The sequence below is a fragment of the Rhodobacter maritimus genome (genome assembly GCF_058747975.1).
This window is the reverse complement of the sequence record NZ_CM179095.1, coordinates 2506884-2531544: the sequence shown is the minus strand read 5'-3', so window position 1 is coordinate 2531544 and position 24661 is coordinate 2506884. Positions and strand designations below refer to the sequence as shown.

The window sequence follows — 24661 nt, the reverse complement described above, 5'->3', positions numbered from 1 at the left end:
AGCAGAAAGGACGGGGCCCCGCCGGCGCGGGGCCTTTTCCGTTCCGGATATATCCGATGGAAAATAACGCTTGCCTCGGGCGGTGCGGCGGGCGATATGTTCTGCCGAACATACTGATGGAGATCGCCATGCAATCCCGCCTGCTTCGCCCCTCGTTCTTCGCGGCACTCGCGGCCGTCACCGTTCTGGCACTGCCGCTGCGCGCGGCGGCCGAGGACGTGACCGTGTTCGCCGCCGCCAGCCTTGGCACCGCGCTTGACCGGATCGCGGCGGAATGGACCGCCGAAACCGGCAACACCACGACGATTTCCTATGCCGGTTCTTCCGCACTTGCCCGCCAGATCGAACAGGGCGCCCCGGCCGATATCTTCATCTCCGCCAGCACCGACTGGATGGATGCGCTGGAGACCGGGGGCGAGATCCGCCCCGAGACCCGCCGCGACCTGCTGGGCAATACATTGGTCCTGATCGCGCATGGCACCGGGGCCGCGCCGGTCGAGATCGGCCCCGACCTCGATCTGTCCGCGCTTCTGGGGGATGGGCGGATGGCGATGGCGCTGGTCGATTCCGTGCCCGCGGGGGTCTATGGCAAGGCCGCGCTTACCGCGCTTGGGCTGTGGGACAGCGTCGAGGCGAAGGTTGCGCAGGGGGATAACGTGCGCGCCGCGCTGACCCTTGTCGAACAGGGCGAGGCGCCTTTCGGGATCGTCTATGCGACCGATGCCGCCGCCTCGGAGAATGTCACCGTGATCGGCACCTTCCCCGCCGAGACCCATGCGCCGATCGTCTACCCGGCCGCCGTGACCGCGCAAAGCCAAAGCCCCGTGGCCGAGGAATTCCTTGGCTATCTCGGTACGCCCGGCGCGCGTGCGATCTGGCTGGACGAGGGTTTCACGGTATTTGACTGATGTGGGAAACGCTGACTGGCATCCTGGGTCCGGCAGAGTGGCAGGCGGTGCGCTTGTCACTCCGCGTGTCGTTCTGGGCGACGTTTCTCAGCCTGCCTTTCGGCATTCTGGTGGCCTATCTTCTGGCACGCGGCAATTTTCCGGGCAAGCAGCTGCTGAACGGGGTGGTGCATCTGCCGCTGATCCTGCCGCCGGTCGTGACGGGCTATCTGCTGCTGCTGGGCTTTGGTCGGCGCGGCCCGATCGGCGGGTTTCTGGAAACGGTCTTCGGCATCGTGCTTTCGTTCCGCTGGACGGGGGCTGCGCTTGCCGCGGCGGTGATGGCCTTTCCGCTGATGGTGCGCGCCGTGCGCCTTGCGATCGAGGCGGTGGACCCGCGGCTTGAACAGGCGGCGGGCACACTTGGTGCCTCGCGCATCTGGGTCTTTGTTACGGTCACGCTGCCCCTGATCCTGCCGGGCATCATCGCGGGTGCGGTCTTGGCCTTTGCCAAGGCGATGGGCGAATTCGGCGCCACGATCACCTTCGTGTCGAACATTCCCGGCCAGACTCAGACGATCCCCTCGGCGATCTATTCCTTCCTTCAGGTTCCGGGCGGCACCGAGGCCGCCGGGCGGCTGGTGGCGGTTTCGGTCGTGATTGCGATGGCGGCGCTGCTTCTGTCCGAGATCCTTGCGCGGCGGGTGGCCAGACGGGTGGCGGGCACATGACGCTTTCGGTGCGCCTGCGCCATTCCTTCGGCGCCTTCACCCTTAATGTGGATTTCGAGGCGCCGCCCGGCGTGACCGTCCTGTTCGGCCGCTCGGGCGCGGGAAAGACCGCGATCATCAGCGCCGTCGCCGGCCTTCTGCGCCCCGATGAGGGCCGCGTCGCGGCGGGTGACTGGGTCCTGTTCGACACCGCCGCGCATCGCTGGCTGCCGCCGTATCGCCGCCGGTTGGGCTGCATCTTTCAGGAAGCGCGGCTGTTCCCGCATCTGAGCGTGCGCCAGAACCTGCGCTACGGCGCGTGGTTCGCGCCGCGCGGCGCCGCGCGCGAGGATTTCGGCCGCGTGGTCGAGATGCTGGGTATCGGCCATCTGCTCGACCGTCGCCCCGCGCTGCTGTCGGGGGGCGAGAAAAGCCGTGTCGCCATCGGCCGCGCGCTGCTGGCCGCGCCCCGGCTGATCCTGGCGGATGAACCCCTGGCCGCGCTGGACGATGAGCGCAAGGCCGAGATCATGCCCTATTTCGAGCGGCTGCGCGACGAGGTCTCGGTGCCGATCCTTTACGTCAGCCATTCCGCGGCCGAGGTGGCACGGCTGGCCACCACGGTGGTGGCGTTGCAGGACGGGCGCGTCCTGCGTCAGGGCAGCGCGACCGAGGTTCTGGGCGATCCGGCCGTCACCCCGGTCGGGGTGCGCGGCGCCGGCGCCGTTCTCGAGGCGCGGCTGGTCGCGCATCACCCTGACGGGCTGAGCGAGGCCGATGCCGGCGGGGTGCCGCTGTTTCTTCCGCAGGTGGCCGCCGCGCCGGGCGCGCGCCTGCGCGTGCGCATCGCGGCGCATGAGGTTCTGATATCGCGCGCGCGCCCCGAGGGGCTTTCGGCGCTCAACATCCTGCCCGGCGTGGTGCAAGAGGTCCGCCCCGGCGACAGCCATGGCGCGATCGTGTCGATCCGCACCCCGGCGGGCACGGTGCTGGCCGGGCTGACCCGCCGCTCGGTGCAGGCATTGGGGTTGGTGCCGGGCGCGGAATGCCACGCGATCCTGAAATCCGTGGCCGTCGCCCCCGAGGATGTGGGCCGGGGCGGGGCCTGAGACCCGCAGGCGGGAACGAAAAAGGGCCGGGGAAACCCGGCCCTTTTCCAACCGTTCGGCCCGCGCTTATTGCGGCAGTTCGGCCGTGATGCCCTCGACATAGAAGTTCATGCCCGACAGCATCTCGTCGGTGGCCACTTCGCCATCGGCCAGCCAGGCCGAACCGTCCTGCTTGTTCAGCGGGCCGGTGAAGGGGTGGTATTCGCCCGCGCCGATCTTGTCGCGCAGCGCCTCGGCCTCGGCCTTCACCTCGGCGGGCACGGCTTCGGTGATCTCGCCGATTTCGACCTCGCCCCCGGCGATGCCGTTCCAGGCGGCGGTCGATTCCCACTTGCCCTCCAGCATCAGGCCGACCCGCTCGACGTAATAGGGCGCCCAGTTGTCGATGATCGAGGACAGCCGCGGCGTGGGCGCAAAGGCCGACATGTCTGAGGCCTGGCCGAAGGTGTAGACCCCGGCTTCCTGCGCCTTGGCCTGCGGGGCGGTGGAATCGGTATGTTGCAGGATCACGTCCACGCCTTCGGCGATCAGGGCGGCGGCGGCGTCGGCCTCCTTCGCCGGGTCGAACCAGGTATAGGCCCAGACCACCTTCATCTCGACATCGGGGTTGACCTTGCGGGCATGGATGAAGCTTGAGTTGATGCCCTGCACCACCTCGGGGATCGGGAACGAGCCGATATAGCCGATCTTGTTCGATTTGGTCATCCGGCCCGCGATGGTGCCGATCACGGCGCGGCCTTCGTAGAAGCGCGCGTCATAGGTGGCCACGTTGTCGGCGCGCTTGTAGCCGGTGGCATGTTCGAATTTCACGTCGGGGAATTTCGCGGCGACATTCATCACCGAATCCATGAAGCCGAACGAGGTTGCGAAGATCAGCTTGTTGCCTTCCAGCGCCATCTGGGTCAGCACGCGTTCGGCGTCGGGGCCTTCGGGCACGGATTCGACGTAAGAGGTGACGACCTTTTCACCATAGGCCTCCTCGATCGCCTTGCGGCCCAGGTCGTGCTGGTAGGACCAGCCCATATCCCCCACCGGCCCGACATAGATGAAGCCCACCTTCAGCGGTTCCTGCGCCAGGGCGGGCAGGCCGGAGGCGGCGGCAATGAGGGCCGTTGCGGCGGTGGTGGTCAGAAAGGATCTGCGGTTCATGGGAACTCCCCGTTGGTTGGGCCCCGTGTTGGGGCGGTAATCCTGCCTCAGCTTGAGGCGTGGAAGGCGCGGCCAAGGCTGGCCGGTGCGGCCTGCGATCCCTGGCGGTGCAGCGCCGTGATCAGCACGAGCGCCACGATGGTGACGACGAAGGGCGCCATCGACAGAAGATGCACGGGAATGGCATAGCCCGCGGCCTGCAACTGCAACTGTGCCGCCGTGATGCCGCCGAACAGATAGGCGCCAAGCAGCACCCGTTCGGCCCGCCAGCTTGCGAAGACCACGATCGCAAGGGCGATCCAGCCGGCGCCCGCGGTCATGCCTTCGGTCCATTGCGGCACGCGCACAAGGCTGAGATAGGCGCCGCCAAGCCCGGCAAGTGCGCCCCCGAAGGCAAGCGCGCCGATCCGCACCGCCACCACCCGATAGCCAAGCGCATGCGCCGCGTCATGGCTTTCGCCGACCGCGCGCAGGATCAGCCCGGCGCGCGAATGGCGCAGGAAGGCCCAGGTTGCCGCCACCAGCAAGAGCGAGAAGTAGACCATCCAGTCATGCGAGAACAGGATGCGCCCAAGGCCCGGGATCTCGGCCAGCGGGCCGAAGGGCACCTTGGCGGTGGGGGGCGGGCGGATGCCCTCGAACCCCTTGCCGATCAGCGCGGAAAGGCCAAGGCCGAACAGGGTCAGCGCAAGCCCCGTGGCCACCTGGTTGGACAAGAGAACCTGCGTGAGAAAGGCGAACAGAAGCGCCAGGACCGCGCCCGCGACCGCGCCGGCCGCAAAGCCCAGGACCGGGCTTCCGGTGCTGACGGCGGCGGCGAAACCGCCGACCGCGCCCATGATCATCATCCCCTCGACGCCCAGGTTCAGCACGCCCGACTTCTCGGCCACCAGCTCGCCCGTGGCGGCCAGAAGCACCGGGGTCGAGGCCGCCATGAGCGTGGCGACAAGCGCGATGATGTCGATGCCGCCGATGATCATGCGAGCGCCCCCCGGATGCGGATGCTGTAATTGGTCAGGAAATCGAAGCCCAGAAGGAAGAACAGAAGCATCCCCTGGAACACCTGGATCGCGGCGGCGGGCAGTTGCAGCATCAGCTGCGCCATGTCCCCGCCGATATAGGTCAGCGCCATCAGAAGCCCCGCCAGCAGGATGCCGATCGGGTGCAGCCGGCCCAGAAAGGCCACGATGATCGCGGTAAAGCCGTAGCCCGCGTTGAAGCTGTCGGTGATCTGGCCGGCGGGGCCGGCCACCTCGAACAGGCCCGCAAGCCCCGCGAGCGTGCCCGAAAGCCCAAGGCAGAACGCCACCAGCCGCGCGGGCACCACGCCCGAGAAACGCGCCGCGCGGGGGGCCTCGCCCGCGACGCGGATGCGGAACCCCGCGATGTGGCGATGCATCAGCACATAGGCGCCCGCAACCGCCAGAAGGGCCGCCACGACGCCCCAGTGCATCCCCGTCCCGGCGATCAGTTCGGGGTTATGCGCGGCCGGATATTGTTGCAGGTTGCGCGAGCCGGGAAAGCCGAAGCCTTGCGGGTTCTTCAGCGGCCCGAAGGCCATGTAGGCCAGAAGGTTCTCGGCCACATAGACCAGCATCAGCGACACGAGAATCTCGGACACCCCGAAACGGTTCTTCAGGACCGCCGGGATCATCCCCCAGGCCCAGCCCCCGATCGCCGCGGCCAGCACCATCGCGGGAAACAGAAGCCCGCTTTCGGCCGGATAGGCGGCAAGCGCCACCGAGGCGCCGCAGATCGCGCCGATGACATATTGCCCCTCGGCCCCGATATTCCACACGCCCGCCCGGAACCCCACCGCCAGCCCCGAGGCGATCAGGATCAGCGGCCCCGCCTTGACCAGAAGCTGGCCCCGGAAATAGGCGGCGTTGGGGCCGAAAAGCGGGTCCCAGAAGATCGTGCGGATCGCCTCGAACGGGTTCTTGCCCAGCAGGGCGAACAACACCCCACCCGCGATCATCGTGGCCAGAACGGCCAGAAGCGGCGTCGACCATGCCCACAGACGCGAGGGGGCGGGGCGTTTGACCAGGGTGATCATAGCGCGGCCTCCTGCATGCCATGGGCCCCGCCAAGCATCAGGCCGATCTCTTCCAGCGTCAGGGCCGCGGTTTCACGCGGCGCGGACAGGCGCCCTTCGTTCAGGGCGGCGAAACGATCCGAAATCTCCAGCAGCTCGTCAAGGTCCTGACTGATGGCGATCACCGCCGCGCCGCGCGCGGCCAGGTCCAGCAGCGCCTGGCGGATCGCGGCGGCGGCGGCGGCATCCACCCCCCAGGTGGGCTGGTTGACGATCAGCACGCGCGGCTCTTGCAGAACCTCGCGGCCGATGACGTATTTTTGCAGGTTCCCGCCCGAAAGCGCGCGCGCCGCGACATGTGCGCCCGGCGTGCGGACATCGAAGGCGCGGATGATCTCGTCGGCGAAGCCGCGGGCGGCGGCCATGTCGATGAAGCCGTTCTTCGTCAGCGGCTTGCGCACGCTGCCGGTCAGGATGGCGTTTTCCGTCAGGCTCATGTCCGGCACGGCGGCATGGCCCAGCCGTTCCTCGGGCGCGGCCAGAATTCCAAGCGCGCGGCGCGGGTTGGGGCCAAGTGCCGCGATATCCGCCCCCCCCAGCATGACCGTTCCGGGGGCCGTCGGCCGCTCGCCCGAGAGGGCGGCCAGCAGTTCTTCTTGTCCGTTGCCCGCGACCCCGCCGATCCCGAGGATCTCGCCCATGCGCAGCTCGAACCCCACATCCTTGAGCGAGGGCCCGAAGGGCGACAGCGGTGCAAGGCTCAGCCCTGCGACCTCCAGCGCCACCTCTCCGGCGGTGCGCCCGGCGCGGTCGGTCAGTTGCAGCTCGGCGCCGACCATCATCTCGGCCAGCTCGCGGGCGGTCTTTTCGCGCGGGATGCAACTGCCCACCACGCGGCCGCCGCGCAGGATGGTCGCGTGATCGCAAAGCGCGCGGATCTCTTCAAGCTTGTGAGAGATGTAAAGGATTGCCGTGCCCTCGGACGAGAGCTTGCGAAGGGTGTGAAACAGGATCGCCACCTCTTGCGGGGTCAGCACGCTGGTCGGTTCGTCCATGATGAGCAGCCTGGGGTCTTGCAGCAGGCAGCGGATGATCTCGACCCGCTGACGCTCGCCGGCCGACAGATCGCCCACCAGGCGGTCGGGATCGAGCGGCAGCCCGTAGGTCTGCGAAACCTCGCGGATGCGCTGCCCAAGCGTGCGCATGGGCGGCGGGTTCTCCATGCCAAGCGCCACGTTCTCGGCCACGTTCAGCGCCTCGAACAGCGAGAAATGCTGGAACACCATGGCAACGCCCGCGGCGCGCGCGGCGCGCGGCTCGGCCGGGGCATAGGGGGCGCCGCGAAAGCGCATCGTGCCCTGATCGGGCCGCACGAGGCCGTAGATCATCTTGACCAGCGTGGATTTCCCCGCGCCGTTTTCACCCAGAAGCGCGTGAACCTCGCCCGGAGCGACGGAAAAGCTGACCCCGTCATTGGCCACGACACCCGGATAGGCCTTGGTCAGCCCGTCGACCGCAAGCAGCGTTTCATCCCCAGTCAAACGGCACGTCTCCCCTTGGTGGCGGCGCGTTCCGTGCGGGCCGCATTCTGTTCTTTCAGTAGCGCGGCGACGGCGCCGACAGCAATGGCCTGCGGATGCTTTCCAAGCGCCGGTTCTCCGATTGGGCAAATCAGATGCGCGATATCGTCGCCCTGATGACCCAGAAGGCGCAATCGGCGGCGGAATCGCTCGCGCTTGGTGGCCGAGCCGATCAGGCCAAGAAAACGCGATCCGTGCAACAGGATCCGGTGACACAGTTCCAGATCCAGCGCATGCGAATAGGTCAGGACAAGATGCGCGGCATCGCGCGGGGCAAGCGGCACAAGCGTTTCGGGCGATTGCGCCATCAGCCGCGTGGTGCCCGGATCATCATCGGGAAACCGTGCCGGGTCGGTGTCGATCCAGTGGATCGCAAAGCCCGGAAGCGGCGCAAGAACGCCCGCGATGGCGCGCCCGACATGGCCCGCGCCCCAGATCCAGACCGGCATGGGCGCAGCCGCGACCGCCTCGATCAACCAGCCATCCACAAGGACGGGCGCCGCCATCCCCTGCCGCCGCATGGCCGCAAGGGCGCGTTCGGCGGCCGGGGGCATCCGTTCCGGGCCCTCGATGCGGCGGGCGTGAAAGCCGGGGGGAATGGCACCCACGGCTTGCGCGTCGAACCGTTCCATCACCAGCGTGACCGCGCCCCCGCAGCACTGGCCAAGCGCGGGGCCAAGCGCGATGCGTTCGATGCGCGGAAGCGTTGCGCGCCGTGCGGTCTCGATCGCGGCCCATTCCAGGTGGCCGCCGCCGATCGTGCCCTCGGTCCCGTCCGGCCAGACCAGCATTTCCGCTCCCGCCTCGCGCGGCGCGGAGCCCTGCGTGCCCGCGACCAGCACGCGCACGAACGCGCCCCGGCGCGCGGCCTTTGCAAGCAGATCGGGGGACAGGCTCATGTGCCCTCCGCGCGGTGAATCGCGGCCAGGATCGCCTCGGGGGTGGCGGGGGCGCGCAGGTCGGGATAATGCGGCCCGCAGGCCGCGCAGGCCGCCGACAGCGCCATGAGCACCGAATTGGCCAGCATCAGCGGCGGCTCTCCCACCGCCTTGGAGCGGTAGATCGTCTCTTCGCGGTTCGCCTCGGGCCAGAGCGCGACGTTGAAGATGCGCGGCCGGTCCGCGCAGGCGGGGATCTTGTAGGTCGAGGGCGCATGCGTGCGCAGCCGTCCGCTGTCGTCCCAGACCAGCTCTTCCGTGGTCAGCCAGCCCGCGCCCTGGACATAGCCGCCCTCGATCTGGCCGATGTCAATGGCGGGGTTCAGGCTGGTGCCCGCATCGTGCACGATGTCGGCGCGCAGGATGCGGTTCTCGCCGGTCAGCGTGTCGATGACGACCTCGCTGACCGCCGCGCCATAGGCAAAGTAGAGAAACGGCCGGCCGCGCCCTGCCACCCTGTCCCAGGCGATCTTCGGGGTGGCATAGAAGCCGGTGGAGGACAGGCTGACCCGCGCCTGATAGGCGGCCTGCACCGCCTCGTCGAAGCGCATCTCGGCCAAGCCTGCAAAGACGCGGCCGTCCTGGAAATGCACCTCCTGCGGGTCGCAGCGCTCGCGTCTGGCCAGAAACTCCGCGATGCGCGTGCGGATCGTGTCGCAGGCGGCCTTGACCGCCATGCCGTTCATGTCCGCCCCCGAACTTGCCGCCGTGGCCGAGGTGTTGGGCACCTTGCTCGTGTCACTTGCGGTGACGCGCACGCGCTCCACCGGCAGGCCGAAGGCGGAGGCGGCCACCTGAGTCATCTTGCGGTGCAGGCCCTGGCCCATCTCGGTTCCGCCGTGATTGAGCACGACCGAACCGTCCTGATAGACATGCACCAGGGCGCCGGCCTGATTGAGATGGGTCAGCGTGAACGAGATGCCGAACTTGACCGGGGTGAGGGCGATCCCGCGCTTCAATGTCCGGTTCTTGCTGTTCCAATCGGCAATTTCGGCCTTTCGGCGGGCATATTCGCTGGTTTTCTCCAGTTCCGCGATCAGCGGGGACAGGATGAAATCGCGCACCTCCTGCCCGTAATGGGTGTGCTGGGCCGGGCTGTCCGGCGCGGCGTAGAAGTTCCGCCGGCGCAATTCCAGCGGGTCAAGCCCGAGCCGGTGCGCGGCATGGTCCATCACCCGCTCGATCCCCAGCATGCCTTGCGGGCCGCCAAAGCCGCGAAAGGCCGTGGCGCTTTGGGTATGGGTGCGCAGCCGGTGGCTTTCGATCCGCAGGTTGGGGATGAAATAGGCGTTGTCGGCATGCAGCATGGCGCGGTCGGCCACTGGCAGGCTGAGATCCTGCGACCAGCCGCAGCGCGCAAGCTGCACGAATTCGACCCCGAGTAACCGGCCGTCGCCGTCCAGCCCGGCGCGGTAGCCGATGCGGAAATCGTGGCGTTTTCCGGTGATCGTGAAATCGTCGTCGCGGTCATAGCGCATCTTGCAGGGCCGGCCGGTCAGGCGGGCGGCCACGGCGGTTGCCACGGCAAGCGCGTTGCCCTGGCTTTCCTTTCCCCCGAAACCGCCCCCCATGCGGCGCATTTCCACGCGCACGTCGTGCATCGCAAGGCCAAGCGCCTCGGCCACCTTGTGTTGGATCTCGGTCGGGTGCTGCGAGGAGCAGTGGATCACCATCCCCTCGTCGCCGGGCAGGGCAAGGGCGGCCTGGCCCTCGAGGTAGAAATGCTCCTGCCCGCCGATCTCGATGCTGCCCTCGATCCGGTGCGGGGCGGCGGCGATGGCGGCGGCGGCGTCCCCGCGCGCCCAGATCACCGGGCCGTCCTCGAACCGGCTGTTTGCCTGCATGGCCGCGTCGATCGTCAGGATCGGGGGCAGGGGCGCGATCTCGATGCGGGCCTTGCGGGCCGCGATCCGCGCCGCGCGGTGGCTTTCGGCGATCACCAGAAAGATGGGCTGGCCGATGTAATGGACCTTGCCGGTGGCCAGCAGCGGTTCGTCATGCGCCGAGGGCGAGACATCGTTGGCGAAGGGCAGATCGCCCGCGCGCAGCACACCAACCACGCCTGGGCTGCTTTGCACCTCGTCGAGGTCGAGCGCGGTGATCGTGCCATGGGCCACATCCGAGAGGCCGAAGGCCAGGTGCAGCGTGCCCGCGGGCGTCGGCTGATCGTCGGTATAGCGCGCGGCGCCGGTCACATGCAAAAGCGCGGAATCATGCGGCAGGGGGCGGGTCACGCTCATGGCTGCACCCCCAGGATGGCGGTGGTCTCGCCCATGCTGTCGCGCCAGTAGCGGCGCAGCATGTTGCGGGCCGTTTCCAGCCGGTAGCCGGCCGAGGCGCGCATGTCGCTGAGCGGCGAGAAATCTTCGGCGAAAGCGGGCAGGGCGGCCTCGATCGTGGCTTCGGACCAGTCGGCGCCGATCAGCGCCGCCTCGACCGTGCGGGCGCGCTTGGGAATGCCCGCCATGCCGCCGAAGGCGATCCGGACCGCGGTGACTTTTCCGCCCTTGCGGGTGATGGCGAAGCAGCCGCAGACGGCCGAGATGTCCTGATCGAACCGCTTGGACAGTTTGTAGCAGGCGAGATCGGGGGCGGTCGCGGGCAGGGTGATGTCCTGCACGAATTCGCCGGGGCGGCGGTCCTGCTTGCGGTAGTCGAGAAAGAAATCCTCAAGCGGCAGCGTGCGCCGTTCGGGCCCGTGCCGCAGCGTCAGCCGCGCGCCGAGCGCGATGAGCGCGGGCGGGCCGTCGCCGATGGGCGAGCCGTTGGCGATATTGCCGCCGATGGTGGCGGCCTGGCGGATCTGTTCCGAGGCGAAGCGGCGCAGAAGCTCGGCCAGGGCGGGGTGGGGGCCGCTCATGGCCGCGCGCAGATCGGCGATGGTGACGCCCGCGCCGACGGTGATGCCATCGGCGGTTTGTGTGATCCCGGCCAGATCGCGGCAACGGCCGAGAAAGGCCACGGGCGCAAGCGCTTGCAGCCCCTTGGTCACCCGGAGCCCCAGGTCGGTGGCGCCCGCGATCAGCGTGGCATCGGGATGTTCGGCATACCAGGCGGCCAGTTCGTCGGCATCTTGCGGCACGAAGGCGGGGGCTGTTTGCCCCCGCACCCCCGAGGATATTTCCGCTCTGGTGAAATCAGGGGCGCGGGCGCGGTCGGTCTGCATCCAGTCGGGCGGGGGGGCGGCGCGGGCGGCCTGTGCGGCCCGCAGGATGGGGGCATAGCCGGTGCAGCGACACAGGTTGCCTGCGAGGATGTCGTCGTGATCGTCGCGGGCGTTGAGATGCGCGGTGGCGAGCGCGACCACGATGCCCGGCGTGCAGAAGCCGCACTGGCTTGCATGCTGGTCGATCATGGCCTGCTGCACGGGGTGGGGGGTGCCGTCGGGGGCGGCGATGCCTTCGACGGTGCGCAGCGCCTTGCCGTGGATCTGGGGCAGGAACAGCAGGCACGCATTGAGCGCCCGGCTGCCGTGCGCGTCGCTGAGCATTACCGTGCAGGCGCCGCAATCGCCTTCGTTGCAGCCCTCTTTCGTGCCGGTGAGGTGTCGTGTCTCGCGCAGCCAGTCGAGCACCGTTTGCGTGGGGTCGGTCACGGTCAGATGCGTGGTTTCTCCGTTCAGAAGAAACGTGATGTCCATGGTGTGTTCCGCCGCGGTCTGTTCGCCAGAGCGTCGCGGCCCCGCCCGATGCGGCGTAAAGCGGGGGCGCGGCTTTTGTCCTGTTGGTCAGGAAACCGCAGGACCGGGCGGTTTGGCAAGACTTTTCGCCGCCACATGTCTCGGATAGGGTCACGTCATGAGCAATCCGCGATTCATCCATCTTCGTGTGCACACCGAATACTCGCTTCTGGAAGGGGCGGTGCCGGTCAAGAAGCTGATCGGCCTGTGCCAGAAGGCCCAGATGCCGGCCGTGGCGGTGACCGACACCAATGCGATGTTCGCCGCGCTGGAGTTTTCGGTGTTGGCGAAGGGGGCGGGGGTGCAGCCGATCATGGGATGCCAGGTCTCACTTGCCCATGATCCCGCGCAGCCCGGCGAGAAGCCGCGCGACCCTGCGCCTGTCGTGCTGCTGGCGCAGGACGAGGCGGGTTACATGAACCTCATGAAGCTCAATTCCTGTCTTTATCTCGACAAGGCAGGGCAGGTGCCGCAGGTGACGCTGAAGGAGCTGGAGGCCCATGCGCAGGGGTTGATCTGCCTGACGGGCGGGGCCGAAGGGCCGGTGGGGCGATTCCTGCAAGCCGGCCATCCGGGCAAGGCGCGGCTGTTGCTGGAGCGTCTGGCGGCGATCTATCCGCAGCGGTTGTATGTCGAGTTGCAGCGCCATCCGGGCGAGGGCGGGCAACTGCCCCGCGCCGAACGGCTGAGCGAGCGCGGCTTTGTCGAGATGGCCTATGAGATGGGGTTGCCGCTGGTGGCCACCAACGATGTCTATTTCCCCAGGACCGAGATGTATGAGGCGCATGACGCGCTGATCTGCATTGCCGAGGGCGCCTATGTCGACCAGCAGGAGCCGCGCCGCCGCCTGACCCCCCAGCACTATTTCAAGAGTGCCGAGGAAATGGCGGCGCTGTTTGCCGATCTGCCCGAGGCGCTTGAGAATACCGTGGAGATCGCGCGCCGTTGCGCCTTTGCCGCCTACAAGCGCAAGCCGATCCTGCCGCGCTTTGCCGATGACGAGGTGGAGGAGTTGCGCCGTCAGGCCTGGGAGGGGCTGGAGGCGCGGCTTGCCGTGATCCCGCATGCCGCCCCGGTCGAGGAGTATCGCGCGCGGCTGGAATTCGAGCTGGGCATCATCGAGCAGATGGGCTTTCCAGGCTATTTCCTGATCGTTGCCGATTTCATCAAATGGGCCAAGGCGCAGGGGATTCCGGTGGGGCCGGGGCGGGGCTCGGGCGCGGGGTCGCTTGTGGCCTATGTGCTGACGATCACCGACCTTGACCCGCTGCGCTACAGCCTGCTGTTCGAGCGCTTCCTGAACCCCGAGCGGGTGTCGATGCCGGACTTCGACATCGACTTCTGCATGGATCGCCGCGAAGAGGTGATTCACTATGTCCAGGGCAGATACGGGCGCGAGAAGGTGGGCCAGATCATCACCTTCGGCGCGCTTCTGTCTAAGGCGGCGGTGCGCGATGTGGGGCGCGTGTTGCAGATGTCCTTCATGCAGGTGGATCGGCTGTCCAAGATGATCCCCGTTGAAGGCGTGAAGCCCGTCAGCATCGAGAAGGCCCTTGCCGATGAGCCGCGCCTGCGCGAGGCGGCACGCGCCGAAGAGGTGGTGGAGCGGCTTCTGAACTATGCCCAGCAGGTCGAGGGGCTGTTGCGCAACGCCTCCACGCATGCCGCCGGTGTCGTGATCGGGGACCGGCCGCTGGACGAGCTGGTGCCGCTTTACCAGGACCCGCGCTCGGACATGCCGGCCACGCAGTTCAACATGAAATGGGTGGAGCAGGCCGGGCTGGTGAAGTTCGACTTCCTGGGCCTGAAGACGCTGACGGTGATCCAGAACGCGCTGGACCTGTTGCGCCTGCGCGCGGTCGAGGTGGACATCTCGGCCATTCCCTTGGACGATGCCGCGACATACGAGCTTTATGCCGCCGCGCGCACGGTGGCGGTGTTCCAGGTGGAATCCACCGGCATGATGGATGCGCTGCGGCGCATGAAGCCCACCTGCATCGAGGATATCGTGGCGCTGGTGGCGCTTTACCGCCCCGGCCCGATGGAGAACATCCCCACCTATTGCGAGGTCAAGAACGGCCTGCGCGAGATCACCTCGATCCACCCCACGATCGACCATATCCTGGCCGAGACGCAGGGCATCATCGTCTATCAGGAACAGGTGATGCAGATTGCGCAGGTCATGGCGGGCTACAGCCTTGGCGGCGCCGACCTTCTGCGCCGCGCCATGGGCAAGAAGATCGCCGAAGAGATGGCCAAGGAGCGCCCGAAATTCATCGAGGGCGCCAAGGCCACCCACGGGATCGACGGCAAGAAGGCCGGCGAGGTCTTTGACCTGCTTGAGAAGTTCGCCAATTACGGCTTCAACAAATCGCATGCGGCGGCCTATGCCGTGGTCAGCTATCAGACGGCATGGCTGAAGGCGAACCACCCGGTGGAGTTCATGGCCGCGGTGATGAACTGCGATATCCACCTGACCGACAAGCTGGCCGTCTACAAGCGCGAGGTCGACCGGCTGGAGATCGAGACGGTTCCGCCCTGCGTCAACCGCAGCCTTGCCACCTTCACGGTGGCCGCGGGGCGCGTGGTCTATGCGCTTGGTGCGCTGAAGAACGTGGGCGTGGAGGCGATGCGCCTGATCGTCGAGGGGCGGGGCGAGGCGCCGTTTGCCGATCTGGTGGATTTTGCCCGGCGCTGCGACCTCAAGCGTATCGGCAAGCGGCCGCTGGAGATGCTGGCGCGTGCGGGCGCCTTCGACCAGCTCGATCCCAACCGCAAGCGCGTCTTCGACAGTCTCGATGCGCTGTCGGCATGGTCGGCGGCGGTGGCCGAGGCCAAGGCCAGTTCCCAGGTTTCGCTGTTCGGCGAGGCGGGCGAGGATCTGCCCCCGCCGCGTCTGGCCGATACCGACGACTGGCTGCCCGCCGAGCGGCTGGCCGAAGAGCACCGCGCCGTGGGGTTCTACCTGTCGGGCCACCCGCTGGACGATTACATGCCGGCGCTGAAGCGCAAGCAGGTGATGACGCTGGCCGAGATCACCGCGCGTGCCGAGGGCGGGCCGCTGGTTGCCAAGATCGCGGGCAATGTCTCGGCCCGGCAGGAAAAGAAATCGGCCAAGGGCAACCGCTTCGCCTTCGTGTCGCTGTCGGACCCGACCGGGCTTTACGAGGTGACAGTTTTCTCCGACACGCTGGAGGCCGCGCGCCAGTTCCTTGAACCCGGCATGGCCGTGGTTCTGACGGTCGAGGCCAATCTGGAGGGCGAGACGCTGAAGCTGCTGGCCCGCGCGGCGCAGCCGATCGACAGCGTGGCCGCCGATGCGGGCGGGGCGGGGCTGCGCGTGCATCTGGAAACCGCCGATGCGGTGGCCTCGGTCGCGGCGCTTCTGGGCCGGATGGTGCAAGAGGGCAAGGTGCGCAGCCAGGGGCCGATTTCGTTTTGCGTGACCGATGCCGCGCGCGGCGCGGAATACGAGATTGCCGCGGGCCGCGACTTTCCGGTCAATCCGCAGATCAAGGGTGCGCTGCGCGCGCTGCGCGGCGTCGTCATGGTCGAGGAGGTCTAGCGCCTACCAGTGCGGCGGGCGCTGATCGGCCAGCGGGATCTGTCCGCCGGCATCCATTTCGCGCTCGGCCTCGCGTTCCATCAGAAGGCCAAGGCGGCGGGTCAGCCGCGCGATCTCGGTTTCCTGGCGCGCGACCACATCGGACAGATCCTCGACCATCCGTGTCAGATGTGCGATCTGTTCCTCGGCCTTTTCGATCCGATCCTGCATAGGTTGCTCCCGCTGCTTGCCGCCCCGCGTCCCTTCCGCTACACCCTCGCCCGAGATCAGAACAGGTGCAAGTGATGGCCAAGGACAAGGCTCCCCGTCGACCGCGTGCGGAAACGCCCAAGGGATTTCGTGACTATTTCGGCGCGGATGTGACCGAACGTCAGGAAATGCTTGGCAAAATCGCCGAGGTGTATCGCGCGCACGGCTTCGATCCGCTGGAAACATCGGCGGTGGAAACCGTCGAGGCGCTTGGCAAGTTCCTGCCCGATGTGGACCGCCCGAACGAGGGCGTCTTTGCCTGGCAGGAAGAGGATGGCGACTGGCTGGCGCTGCGCTATGACATGACCGCGCCGCTTGCGCGCGTCGCGGCGCAGTTCCGCAACGATCTGCCCAGCCCCTACCGGCGCTTCACGATGGGCCCGGTCTGGCGCAACGAAAAGCCGGGGCCGGGGCGTTTCCGGCAGTTCTATCAATGCGATGCCGACACGGTCGGTTCGGCCAGCGTGGCCGCGGATGCCGAGATCTGCGGCATGCTGTCGGATGCGCTGGAGGCGGTGGGCATTCCGCGCGGCGACTACATCGTGCGGGTGAACAACCGCAAGGTCCTGAACGGCGTGATGGAGGTGGCGGGCGTACTCGACCCCGCCGATCCCGAGAAATTCGCGCATGAGCGCGGCATCGTGATGCGCGCCATCGACAAGTTCGACAAGTTCGGCGAACCCGGCGTGCGCGCGCTGATGGGCAAGGGCCGGATGGACGAGTCGGGCGATTTCACCAAGGGCGCGGGGCTTTCGGATGCGCAGGCCGATGTCGTGATGGGCTTCATGGGGGCACTGGGCGAGACGGGGGCCGAAACCGCCGCGCGGCTGCGCGCGCTGGTCGGCGGCTCGGCCCTCGGGATGGAGGGCGTGGCCGAGCTTGAGCAGATCGCGGCGCTTCTGGAGGCGCAGGGCTACGGCCCCGACCGCATCGTGATCGACCCCTCGGTCGTGCGCGGCCTTGGCTATTACACCGGCCCGGTCTTCGAGGCCGAGCTGACCTTCGAGATCCTCGACGAAAAGGGCCGCAAGCGGCAGTTCGGCTCGGTCGCGGGCGGCGGGCGCTATGACGATCTGGTCAAGCGATTCACCGGGCAGGCGGTGCCGGCCACCGGCGTTTCCATCGGGGTTGACCGGCTGCTGGCCGCGCTGCGCGCCAAGGGCCGGATCGGCGGGCAGGCGCAGGGCCCCGTCGTCGTGACGGTGATGGACCGCGACCGGATCGGCGATTATCTGTCCATGGCCGCCGATCTGCGCCGCGCGGGCATCCGCGCCGAGGTCTATCTGGGCAATCCCAGGAACTTCGGCAACCAGCTCAAATACGCGGACAAACGCGAAAGCCCCGTGGCGATCATCCAGGGCGGGGACGAGGCTGCGCGCGACGTGGTGCAGATCAAGGATCTGGTGCTGGGTGCGAAGATCGCGGCCGAAGCCTCGCTGGAGGAATGGAAATCCCAGCCCGCGCAGGTCGAGGTGCCGCGCGCCGACATGGTTGCCACCGTCAAGAAGATGCTGGGGGTCTGATGGCCACGAAAGCCGCCGCCCGCGCGACCGGCGCGCGCCTTCTGGAAGCCTTCCGCGCGGCGGGGGCAAGCGCCGTCGATCCCGACATCCTGCAACCCGCCAAGGCGCTTCTGGATCTTTACGGCGAGGATATTCGCGCGCGCGCCTTCGTCACCCACGATCCCTCGCGCGGCGAGATGATGCTGCGCCCGGATTTCACCGTGCCGGTGGTGCAGGAACACATGACCGGCGGGGCCGAGCCTGCGCGCTACTGCTATCTGGGCGAGGTGTTCCGCCAGCAGGATCACAGCGGCCCGGCCCGCGCGGCCGAGTATTTTCAGGCCGGGTATGAGGTTTTCGACCGCACCGCCCCCGAAGAGGCCGATGCCGAGGTTTTCGCGCTGTTCGCCGCGCAGCTTGCGCCGCTTGGCCTTGAGGCGACGATCGGGGATATCGGGCTGCTGACGGCGGCGGTTGCGGGGCTTGATACGCTTGCCGTGCGCAAATCGGCGCTTGCGCGGCATATCTGGCGGCCCCGGCGCTTTCATGCGCTGTTGCAGCGCTATGCCGGGCTGACGCCGGTGCCGCCCTCGCGCCAGACGCTTCTGGCGGGCGAGGCGGAAAGCGATGCGCCCTGGATCGGGCTGCGCGCGCCGGACGAGATGCACGAACGCGTGACCCGCCTGCAAGAGGATGCCGCCGCCGCGCCGCTGCCCGCGGCCGAGGTGGCGCGGTTCGATGCGCTCTTCTCGCTTCGCTGCGCAGCGCCCGAGGCGCCGCAGCGGCTGGAGGGTCTGGGGATTTCCGCGCTCGCCCCCGCGATCGCGCGGCTGGCGCGCCGCCTTTCGGCGCTTGAGGCGCGCGGGATCGACCTTGCCACGCTGCGCTTCGATGCCAGCCACGGGCGCACGACGATGGAATATTACGACGGCTTCGTCTTCACCTTCTCGGCCGCCGATCCGGGCCTTCCGCCGGTGGCGACGGGCGGGCGCTACGATGCGCTGACCCGCGTGCTGGGGCAGGGCCGCTCGATCCCGGCGGTGGGCGGGGTGATCCGTCCGGGGCTGGTGGCCGATCTGGAGGTTGCGCCATGAGTGTGAAGCTGGGCGTGCCCTCCAAGGGGCGGCTGATGGAGCAGACCTTCGACTGGTTCGCCGCGCATGGCGTGCGGCTGCACCGCACCGGGTCCGAGCGGGAATATTCCGGCGCGGTCGAGGGTGCGGACGGGGTGGAGCTGGTGCTGCTTTCGGCGGGCGAGATCCCGCGCGAACTGGCCGCGGGGCGCATCCATCTGGGCGTTACCGGATCGGACCTCGTGCGCGAGAAGCTGGCCGATTGGGAAACGCAGGTGGCCGATCTGGCACCGATGGGCTTTGGCCATGCCGATCTGATCATCGCGGTGCCTGCCTGCTGGTCCGATGTCGACATGCTCGAGGATCTGGACGCGGTCGCCCATGCCTTCCGGCGCGAACACGGCTTCCGGCTGCGGATCGCCACGAAATATCACCGCCTCGTGCGGGAATTCCTGACGCGGCAGGGCGTGGCCGATTACCAGCTGGTCGACAGCCAGGGCGCGACCGAGGGCACCGTCAAGAACCTGACCGCCGAGGCGATCGCCGACATCACCTCGTCGGGGGAAACGCTGCGCGCCAATCACCTGAAGATCCTGTCGGACGGGGTGATCCACCAAAGCCAGGCCACGCTGTTTGCCGCGCGCGGCGCCGACTGGACGGGCGGAAGCGGCGCGGCCCTGGCCGCCCTTTGCACGCAATGCGGCATCGCCCTGCCGAAGTTCTGAGCGGCCTCAGCGCAGCCCGATCTCGGACAGTGCGGCCATGAGGTCGCGCGGAAGATGGTCTTCGCGTTCGCGCCCGGCGGGCAGGTCGCGCGGCGCGTCGTTCTGGGCAAGGTAGCGCCAGCCCTGGAACGGGCGGCGGGGCAGGGCCTCGGTGCGCACCACATCGCGGTCAAGCACGATGGCGCAGCGCGTGATGCCGTCGGCGCCCGGCACCTCTTCAAGGCCGATGATCCGCTGGCGGGCCAGCACGACCCCCTTGAACACCCAGTAAAGCGATCCGCCGGCAAGGATCTCGTCGCCCCGCTTGGGCCACATGCGCGTGACATGCCGCGCGGGGCCGTCGCCATAGCGGCCGGCCTGCCAGTCGATCAGGTCCTCGACCTTCTCGGCGCCCACGCAAAGCTTGATCAGATGCACAAGATCGGCCATTCGTCATCCCCTGTGCCGACTATATAGGGGCTTTGGCCGGTCCACAATCAATTGACCATGCCGCCCGCTGGGGGTAGCTTGGTTATCCTTGTCGCATTGCCCATCCCGAGGAACCGCATGACCCGCTTTGCCGCCCCCATCGCCGAACAGATCTGGGATATGAAATACCGGCTGAAAGAGGCGGACGGCACCCCGGTCGATGCCACGGTCGAGGACAGCTGGCGCCGCATCGCGCGGTCCCTGGCCGAGGTCGAGGAAAACCCCGCCGCGTGGGAAGAGCGGTTCTACGCCGCGCTCGAGGATTTCCGTTTCCTGCCCGCGGGCCGCATCACCGCGGGGGCGGGCACCGGCCGGGCGGTGACGCTGTTCAACTGCTTCGTGATGGGCACCATCCCCGACAGCATGGCGGGCATCTTCGACATGCTCAAGGAAGCCGCGCTGACCATGCAGCAGGGCGGCGGCATCGGCTATGACTTCTCGACCATCCGCCCGCGCGGGGCCGAGGTGAAGGGCGTGGCGGCCGATGCGTCCGGGCCGCTCTCGTTCATGGATGTGTGGGATGCGATGTGCCGCACGATCATGTCGGCGGGTTCGCGCCGCGGCGCGATGATGGCCACGATGCGCTGCGATCACCCCGATATCGAGGCCTTCATCACCGCCAAGCAGGACAGTGCGCGGTTGCGCATGTTCAACCTGTCGGTGCTTGTCACCGATGCCTTCATGGAGGCCGTGAAGGCCGACGGCCCTTGGGAGCTGACCTTCGGCGGCAAGATCTATCACACGCTGAACGCGCGCGACCTGTGGAACCGGATCATGCGCGCGACCTATGATTTCGCCGAGCCGGGCGTGATCTTCATCGACCGCATCAACAAGATGAACAACCTTGGCTATTGCGAGCAGATCGCGGCCACCAACCCCTGCGGGGAACAGCCCCTGCCGCCCTATGGCGCGTGCCTTCTGGGCTCGGTCAACCTTGCGCGGCTGGTCAGCGCGCCGTTCTCGGAGGCCGCGCATCTGGATCTGGCGGCGCTGGACGATCTGGTGCGCACCGCCATTCGCATGATGGACAATGTCGTCGATGCCTCGCGCTTTCCGCTGCCGCAACAGGCCGAAGAGGCGAAGAACAAGCGCCGCATCGGGCTGGGCGTGACCGGGCTTGCCGATGCGCTTTTGATGATGGGCCTGCGCTATGGCAGCCCCGAGGCCGCCGCCCGCACCGAGGCCTGGATGAAGGCGATCGCGCGGGCCTCCTATCTTGCCTCGGTCGATCTGGCGAAGGAAAAGGGGGCCTTCCCGCTGTTCGACGCCAAGGGGTATCTGGCCTCGGGCAACATGATGCAGATGGACAAGGACGTGCGCGACGCGATCGCCACGCATGGCATCCGCAACGCGCTTCTGACCTCGATCGCGCCGACCGGCACGATCAGCCTTTATGCGGGCAATGTCAGCTCGGGGATCGAGCCGGTCTTCGCCTATGCCTATACCCGCAAGGTGTTGCAGAAGGACGGCAGCCGGACCGAGGAAGAGGTGGTCGATTACGCCGTGCAGATGTGGCGCGACCTGAAGGGCGATGCGCCCTTGCCCGACTATTTCGTCAATGCACAGACGCTTCAGCCGCTTGACCATGTGCGCATGCAGGCGGCGGCGCAGAAATGGATCGACAGTTCCATCTCCAAGACGATCAACTGCCCCGAGGATATCTCTTTCGACGCCTTCAAAGAGGTTTACATGGCGGCCTGGGATCAGGGCTGCAAGGGCTGCACGACCTACCGGCCCAATGACGTGACCGGCTCGGTGCTGTCGGTGTCCGAAAAGTCCGAGGCCGCGCCCGAGGCCGATCACGGCGCCGAGGTGGTCTATCTGACCGAGCCGCTGGACCGGCCCGCGGCGCTGGAAGGCGCAACCTACAAGCTGAAATGGCCCGGCTCGGAACATGCCATCTACCTCACGGTGAACGATATCGTGCAGGGCGGCCACCGGCGCCCCTTCGAGGTGTTCATCAACTCCAAGAACATGGAGCATTTCGCCTGGACCGTGGCGCTGACGCGGATGATCTCGGCGGTGTTCCGGCGCGGGGGCGACGTGTCCTTCGTGGTCGAAGAGCTGAAGGCCGTGTTCGACCCGCGTGGCGGGGCATGGATCGAGGGGCGCTATATCCCGTCGATCCTCGCCGCGATCGGCGGCGTGATCGAACGGCACCTGATCTCGATCGGCTTCATCGAGGGCGAGGGGATGGGCCTGAAGGCCGACCCGCAGGCCGAGCGCATGGTTGCGGGCGACACCCCGCGCGCGCCCGCCTGCCCACATTGCGGCGCCTATGCGATGCGCATGATCGAAGGCTGCATGACCTGCGCGGATTGCGGCCATTCCAAATGCGGATGACCCAGGGCATAAAGTGGCACGCTGACCCGTAGGACAGGGCCGTCCATGATCCGATGTGTCACGCGCGCCGCGACATGACAAATGTCATGGAGGCAGGGCGCGTGTACGTGCCAATATCGTCCGGTGGACCCGAGGCGACTCGGTCCGTGATGCCAACCATCGAGGCCAGCTTGCGCCAGTTTGCACTGATCCTTTGCCTGATCTGGGGTGTCTTCCTTGCCCTGTCGCCGCAGCCTTCGGCCGCGACCGAAGCGTCGCATGGCGCCATGGCTGCAACCGCCGACTGCCCCGATTGTCCAGGCTGCCCCGAGCGGCAAGAGGGCCACGCCATGTTGCCTGCTTGTGCGGCGGCGGGGGCCTTGTGCGGCACCCATGCAGGCTGTGCGATGCCTGCCTCTTTCGTAACGGCGGTTTCCGCCGCATTCCCGAGCCCGCTTGCCGGGTTTCTTGCCGCGCCGCCTGCAGGCCTTGGCACAAAGCCGCAGCGCGCGCTCGTGCCCGAGCCTCCGCCACCGCGGGCCTGACTCATGCCGACGCCCTTCGGGGCTGTGTTCCCATCCCGTAGCGATTTGCTACGCTCTTAACGCATGAGTCACATATGAAACGCACTCTTCTTCTGGCAGCCGCAGGCATTACCGCGGGTCTTGCCGCCGCTGCCTATTTCAAATCGCCGACCGCAACAGAGGCTGTCGTGACCGGTCAGTCCGCCGTCGAGACCAAGCAGGCAAGGCCGCTCGTCGAGGTAAACTTGCCCGCAGAACTGTCGCCGCTGGCGCAGACCGGTGAGAAGGCTTTCGACGCGGTTTGCGCGGCCTGCCATGGCACGGGTGGCGTAGGCAACGATGGCGTGGGGCCGCCGCTTGTTCACAGGATCTATGAACCGAACCACCATGGAGACATGTCGTTCCTGATGGCGGTGACGCAGGGCGTGCGCGCGCATCACTGGACTTTTGGCGACATGCCTCCACAAGAGGGGCTGACACAGGGCGATGTGCGCGCCATCGTCGCCTATGTGCGCGAATTGCAGCGCTTCAACGGCATCGAATAGGCTGGGGCGAGGCGTGCCAGGGGAAAGGTGCGCCTCTCAGCTTGTTCGGCCGGCGCGGCCATCCTGTCTGCTCGGGTCTCGGGGCGGGCCGCGGTCAGCCGCGGTCGCCCGCATTGGCCCCTGTCGTCACGATGTCGCCGATGTGTCGCAGGCTGAACAGGTCGACGAAGCTTTGCGCGGCGGAGGCATCCCCTTCCAGCGCGATGATATCTGCGGCCTGTAACGCGGCCACCGGCTGTGGGCCATAGATGGCGCGGGCCAGTGTGTTGCCACTGCCCGACAGGATGAAGTCGCACCCGTTCTGCAAACCCGGCGTCGCCAGAAGCGCGCCGTGTTTGTCCAGGCGAAGAGTGAAGGCCTCGTTTCCGGCTGCGATCCCGGCCACGGTGCCACACCCTGCGGCGGCGGCTGTGTTGATCTTGGCTGACATCGAGATCATCAGCGCGGTGGGGCTTATGAAGCGGCGCGGATCGTGGCCGGGGTGCTGGCTGCCCCAATGGCAAAGCGCCACGAGAACCGGCTGCAAGGCCCTGCCGGATCCGGTCAGCCCGTAGAGGCCGGTTTCCGGGTCATGAAGCGCCACGCCCGCCCCGATCAGTTGCGACAGCCGCTGCGTCAGCACGCCAGCGGTGATCCCCGGAAGTCCTGTGCGGATCGCCTGAAAACGCTTGTCGCGCAGCATCAGTTCGCGCACCACCAAAAGTGCCCAACGATCGCCGATCAGATTCAGCGCGTGGGCCGCAAGGCAGCCTTCGTCATAGCGCAGGCGCGGGGTTTCGCCGATGGTACTCATATTTTAATACTAACGGTTGGTTTTTCATACTGCAAGGGATATGCTGCCTCTGGTGATGGGCTTATGGCCCGTATAACAGGGAGAGTTGCAATGACCTATTATTCCGGTTTCGTCGCCGCGGTTCCTGCTGCCAACAAGCAGGCCTATATCGAGCATGCCCGGCAGGCGTGGCCGATGTTCCAACGGGCGGGCGCAATCCGCATGGTCGAGAACTGGGGCGAGGATGTGCCTCATGGCAAGCAGACCGATTTCTATCGCGCGACCGATGCGAAGGACGGGGAAGTGCCACTGTTTTCCTGGATCGAATGGCCCGACCGCGCGACGGCCGATGCCGCCTGGGCGCGGATGGAGGACGAGATGAGAGACAGTCCGATGCCGGAAATGCCGTTCGACGGCATGCGCATGTTCTGGGGCGGCTTTTCTCCGGTCTTCGATTCCGATGAGGGCTGAAGCCCCGGGTGCGGTTCCGTCCCTTTATGCCGATCTTCTGTGGACTACCGCTTCAGGCTCGGGATCGGACAGATAGCCCTATCCCGAGCGGGAGTGGCCGGGTGAGTCGGCCTTCGCTCGGGAGATCTGGTTTTTGGGCAGGGGATCGGGGGGTGTTCTCCCGTTGATCGCCACGCGTGGCGAGTCTGCTTGGTTTCCCAATGAATTTCATTTCATAACAGTCTGTTACCAGGAGAATTCGCTCCGCCTTGGCCGTGCTCGTCGATGAGCGGCCAGCGCCGTTTTCCAGATATTTCGGAATTTTCCTTGCATGTCGCCGGCATGTTTTCCTAACGTCCCCTCATAATGTTCGGACATT

Annotated in this window: 21 protein-coding genes; 11 read left to right on the top strand and 10 right to left on the bottom strand. The window is 67.2% G+C overall.

The genetic code is table 11. From position 1 onward, the window contains the following. The first annotated feature begins 128 nt into the window (after positions 1 to 128). The 3 genes from modA to modC are packed head-to-tail and all read left to right on the top strand — an operon-like array spanning position 129 to position 2706. Positions 129 to 908, top strand: a complete 780-nt coding sequence (gene modA, locus AC4PTO_RS12815) for a molybdate ABC transporter substrate-binding protein (RefSeq protein ID WP_492729047.1) — start codon at positions 129 to 131, stop codon at positions 906 to 908. Continuing rightward, positions 908 to 1618, top strand: coding sequence for a molybdate ABC transporter permease subunit (modB, locus tag AC4PTO_RS12810; RefSeq protein WP_492729045.1), 711 nt, complete (start codon positions 908 to 910; stop codon positions 1616 to 1618). Before modA ends, modB begins: the two co-directional genes overlap by 1 nt. Next, positions 1615 to 2706, top strand: a complete 1092-nt coding sequence (modC, locus tag AC4PTO_RS12805; RefSeq protein WP_492729043.1) for a molybdenum ABC transporter ATP-binding protein — start codon at positions 1615 to 1617, stop codon at positions 2704 to 2706. Before modB ends, modC begins: the two co-directional genes overlap by 4 nt. Positions 2707 to 2772: 66 nt before the next feature. Here the strand turns inward: modC and AC4PTO_RS12800 are convergent, their stop codons facing one another. From AC4PTO_RS12800 to xdhA, 7 genes are read right to left on the bottom strand one after another with little or no spacing between them, the layout of a single operon-like run. Beyond that, positions 2773 to 3855 carry a BMP family ABC transporter substrate-binding protein gene (locus AC4PTO_RS12800; RefSeq protein WP_492729041.1) on the bottom strand — a complete coding sequence of 361 codons (1083 nt, stop codon included), beginning with the start codon at positions 3853 to 3855 and terminating at the stop codon, positions 2773 to 2775. 47 nt (positions 3856 to 3902) lie between these two features. After that, positions 3903 to 4835 carry an ABC transporter permease gene (locus AC4PTO_RS12795; protein ID WP_492729039.1) on the bottom strand — a complete coding sequence of 311 codons (933 nt, stop codon included), beginning with the start codon at positions 4833 to 4835 and terminating at the stop codon, positions 3903 to 3905. Then, positions 4832 to 5911: an ABC transporter permease gene (locus AC4PTO_RS12790; RefSeq protein WP_492729037.1), complete on the bottom strand. Its 1080-nt coding sequence runs from the start codon at positions 5909 to 5911 to the stop codon at positions 4832 to 4834. The genes AC4PTO_RS12795 and AC4PTO_RS12790 overlap by 4 nt, the downstream gene beginning before the upstream one ends. Further along, positions 5908 to 7431: an ABC transporter ATP-binding protein gene (locus AC4PTO_RS12785; protein ID WP_492729036.1), complete on the bottom strand. Its 1524-nt coding sequence runs from the start codon at positions 7429 to 7431 to the stop codon at positions 5908 to 5910. The genes AC4PTO_RS12790 and AC4PTO_RS12785 overlap by 4 nt, the downstream gene beginning before the upstream one ends. Then, the gene (xdhC, locus tag AC4PTO_RS12780) at positions 7428 to 8369 is read right to left on the bottom strand and encodes a xanthine dehydrogenase accessory protein XdhC (RefSeq protein ID WP_492729034.1); all 942 of its coding nucleotides are present in this window, start codon (positions 8367 to 8369) and stop codon (positions 7428 to 7430) included. The genes AC4PTO_RS12785 and xdhC overlap by 4 nt, the downstream gene beginning before the upstream one ends. After that, the gene (gene xdhB / locus AC4PTO_RS12775) at positions 8366 to 10648 is read right to left on the bottom strand and encodes a xanthine dehydrogenase molybdopterin binding subunit (RefSeq protein WP_492729032.1); all 2283 of its coding nucleotides are present in this window, start codon (positions 10646 to 10648) and stop codon (positions 8366 to 8368) included. The genes xdhC and xdhB overlap by 4 nt, the downstream gene beginning before the upstream one ends. Further along, entirely contained in the window at positions 10645 to 12048 is a 1404-nt protein-coding gene (gene xdhA / locus AC4PTO_RS12770; protein ID WP_492729030.1) for a xanthine dehydrogenase small subunit, read from the bottom strand. The genes xdhB and xdhA overlap by 4 nt, the downstream gene beginning before the upstream one ends. Positions 12049 to 12205: 157 nt before the next feature. Here xdhA and dnaE point away from each other — a divergent pair, with 157 nt between their 5' ends. Further along, positions 12206 to 15652: a DNA polymerase III subunit alpha gene (gene dnaE / locus AC4PTO_RS12765; RefSeq protein WP_492729028.1), complete on the top strand. Its 3447-nt coding sequence runs from the start codon at positions 12206 to 12208 to the stop codon at positions 15650 to 15652. 3 nt (positions 15653 to 15655) lie between these two features. On the opposite strand, the gene AC4PTO_RS12760 is transcribed toward dnaE, so the two are convergent. Beyond that, positions 15656 to 15862 (bottom strand): SlyX family protein, encoded by a 207-nt coding sequence (locus AC4PTO_RS12760; protein WP_492729027.1) that lies wholly within the window; start codon positions 15860 to 15862, stop codon positions 15656 to 15658. Positions 15863 to 15936: 74 nt separating this feature from the next. On the opposite strand from AC4PTO_RS12760, the gene hisS reads away from it, so the two are divergent. Genes hisS through hisG form a run of 3 tightly spaced genes read left to right on the top strand, consistent with a single transcriptional unit; the run spans position 15937 to position 19201 of the window. Beyond that, complete coding sequence (gene hisS / locus AC4PTO_RS12755; protein ID WP_492729025.1) at positions 15937 to 17424, top strand: histidine--tRNA ligase; 1488 nt, start codon at positions 15937 to 15939, stop codon at positions 17422 to 17424. After that, the gene (locus AC4PTO_RS12750) at positions 17424 to 18497 is read left to right on the top strand and encodes an ATP phosphoribosyltransferase regulatory subunit (RefSeq protein WP_492729023.1); all 1074 of its coding nucleotides are present in this window, start codon (positions 17424 to 17426) and stop codon (positions 18495 to 18497) included. The genes hisS and AC4PTO_RS12750 overlap by 1 nt, the downstream gene beginning before the upstream one ends. Further along, a complete protein-coding gene (gene hisG / locus AC4PTO_RS12745) occupies positions 18494 to 19201 on the top strand; it encodes an ATP phosphoribosyltransferase (RefSeq protein WP_492729021.1) in 708 nt (235 codons plus the stop codon). The genes AC4PTO_RS12750 and hisG overlap by 4 nt, the downstream gene beginning before the upstream one ends. A gap of 6 nt (positions 19202 to 19207) precedes the next feature. Here the strand turns inward: hisG and AC4PTO_RS12740 are convergent, their stop codons facing one another. Beyond that, positions 19208 to 19630, bottom strand: coding sequence for a DUF1489 family protein (locus tag AC4PTO_RS12740; protein WP_492729019.1), 423 nt, complete (start codon positions 19628 to 19630; stop codon positions 19208 to 19210). Positions 19631 to 19747: 117 nt separating this feature from the next. On the opposite strand from AC4PTO_RS12740, the gene AC4PTO_RS12735 reads away from it, so the two are divergent. The 3 genes from AC4PTO_RS12735 to AC4PTO_RS12725 all read left to right on the top strand — a co-directional run bounded on the left by AC4PTO_RS12735 (position 19748) and on the right by AC4PTO_RS12725 (position 23060). Continuing rightward, positions 19748 to 22012 (top strand): adenosylcobalamin-dependent ribonucleoside-diphosphate reductase, encoded by a 2265-nt coding sequence (locus AC4PTO_RS12735; protein ID WP_492729017.1) that lies wholly within the window; start codon positions 19748 to 19750, stop codon positions 22010 to 22012. Between the two features lie 149 nt (positions 22013 to 22161). Next, complete coding sequence (locus tag AC4PTO_RS12730; protein ID WP_492729015.1) at positions 22162 to 22536, top strand: hypothetical protein; 375 nt, start codon at positions 22162 to 22164, stop codon at positions 22534 to 22536. A 74-nt stretch (positions 22537 to 22610) separates the two neighbouring features. After that, positions 22611 to 23060 carry a c-type cytochrome gene (locus tag AC4PTO_RS12725; RefSeq protein WP_492729013.1) on the top strand — a complete coding sequence of 150 codons (450 nt, stop codon included), beginning with the start codon at positions 22611 to 22613 and terminating at the stop codon, positions 23058 to 23060. Between the two features lie 94 nt (positions 23061 to 23154). Here AC4PTO_RS12725 and AC4PTO_RS12720 read toward each other — a convergent pair whose 3' ends face one another. Next, positions 23155 to 23853, bottom strand: coding sequence for a winged helix-turn-helix transcriptional regulator (locus AC4PTO_RS12720; protein ID WP_492729012.1), 699 nt, complete (start codon positions 23851 to 23853; stop codon positions 23155 to 23157). A 90-nt stretch (positions 23854 to 23943) separates the two neighbouring features. Between AC4PTO_RS12720 and AC4PTO_RS12715 the strand changes: the two genes are divergently transcribed. Beyond that, entirely contained in the window at positions 23944 to 24303 is a 360-nt protein-coding gene (locus tag AC4PTO_RS12715) for a DUF1428 domain-containing protein (protein ID WP_492729011.1), read from the top strand. Positions 24304 to 24661 lie beyond the last annotated feature (358 nt).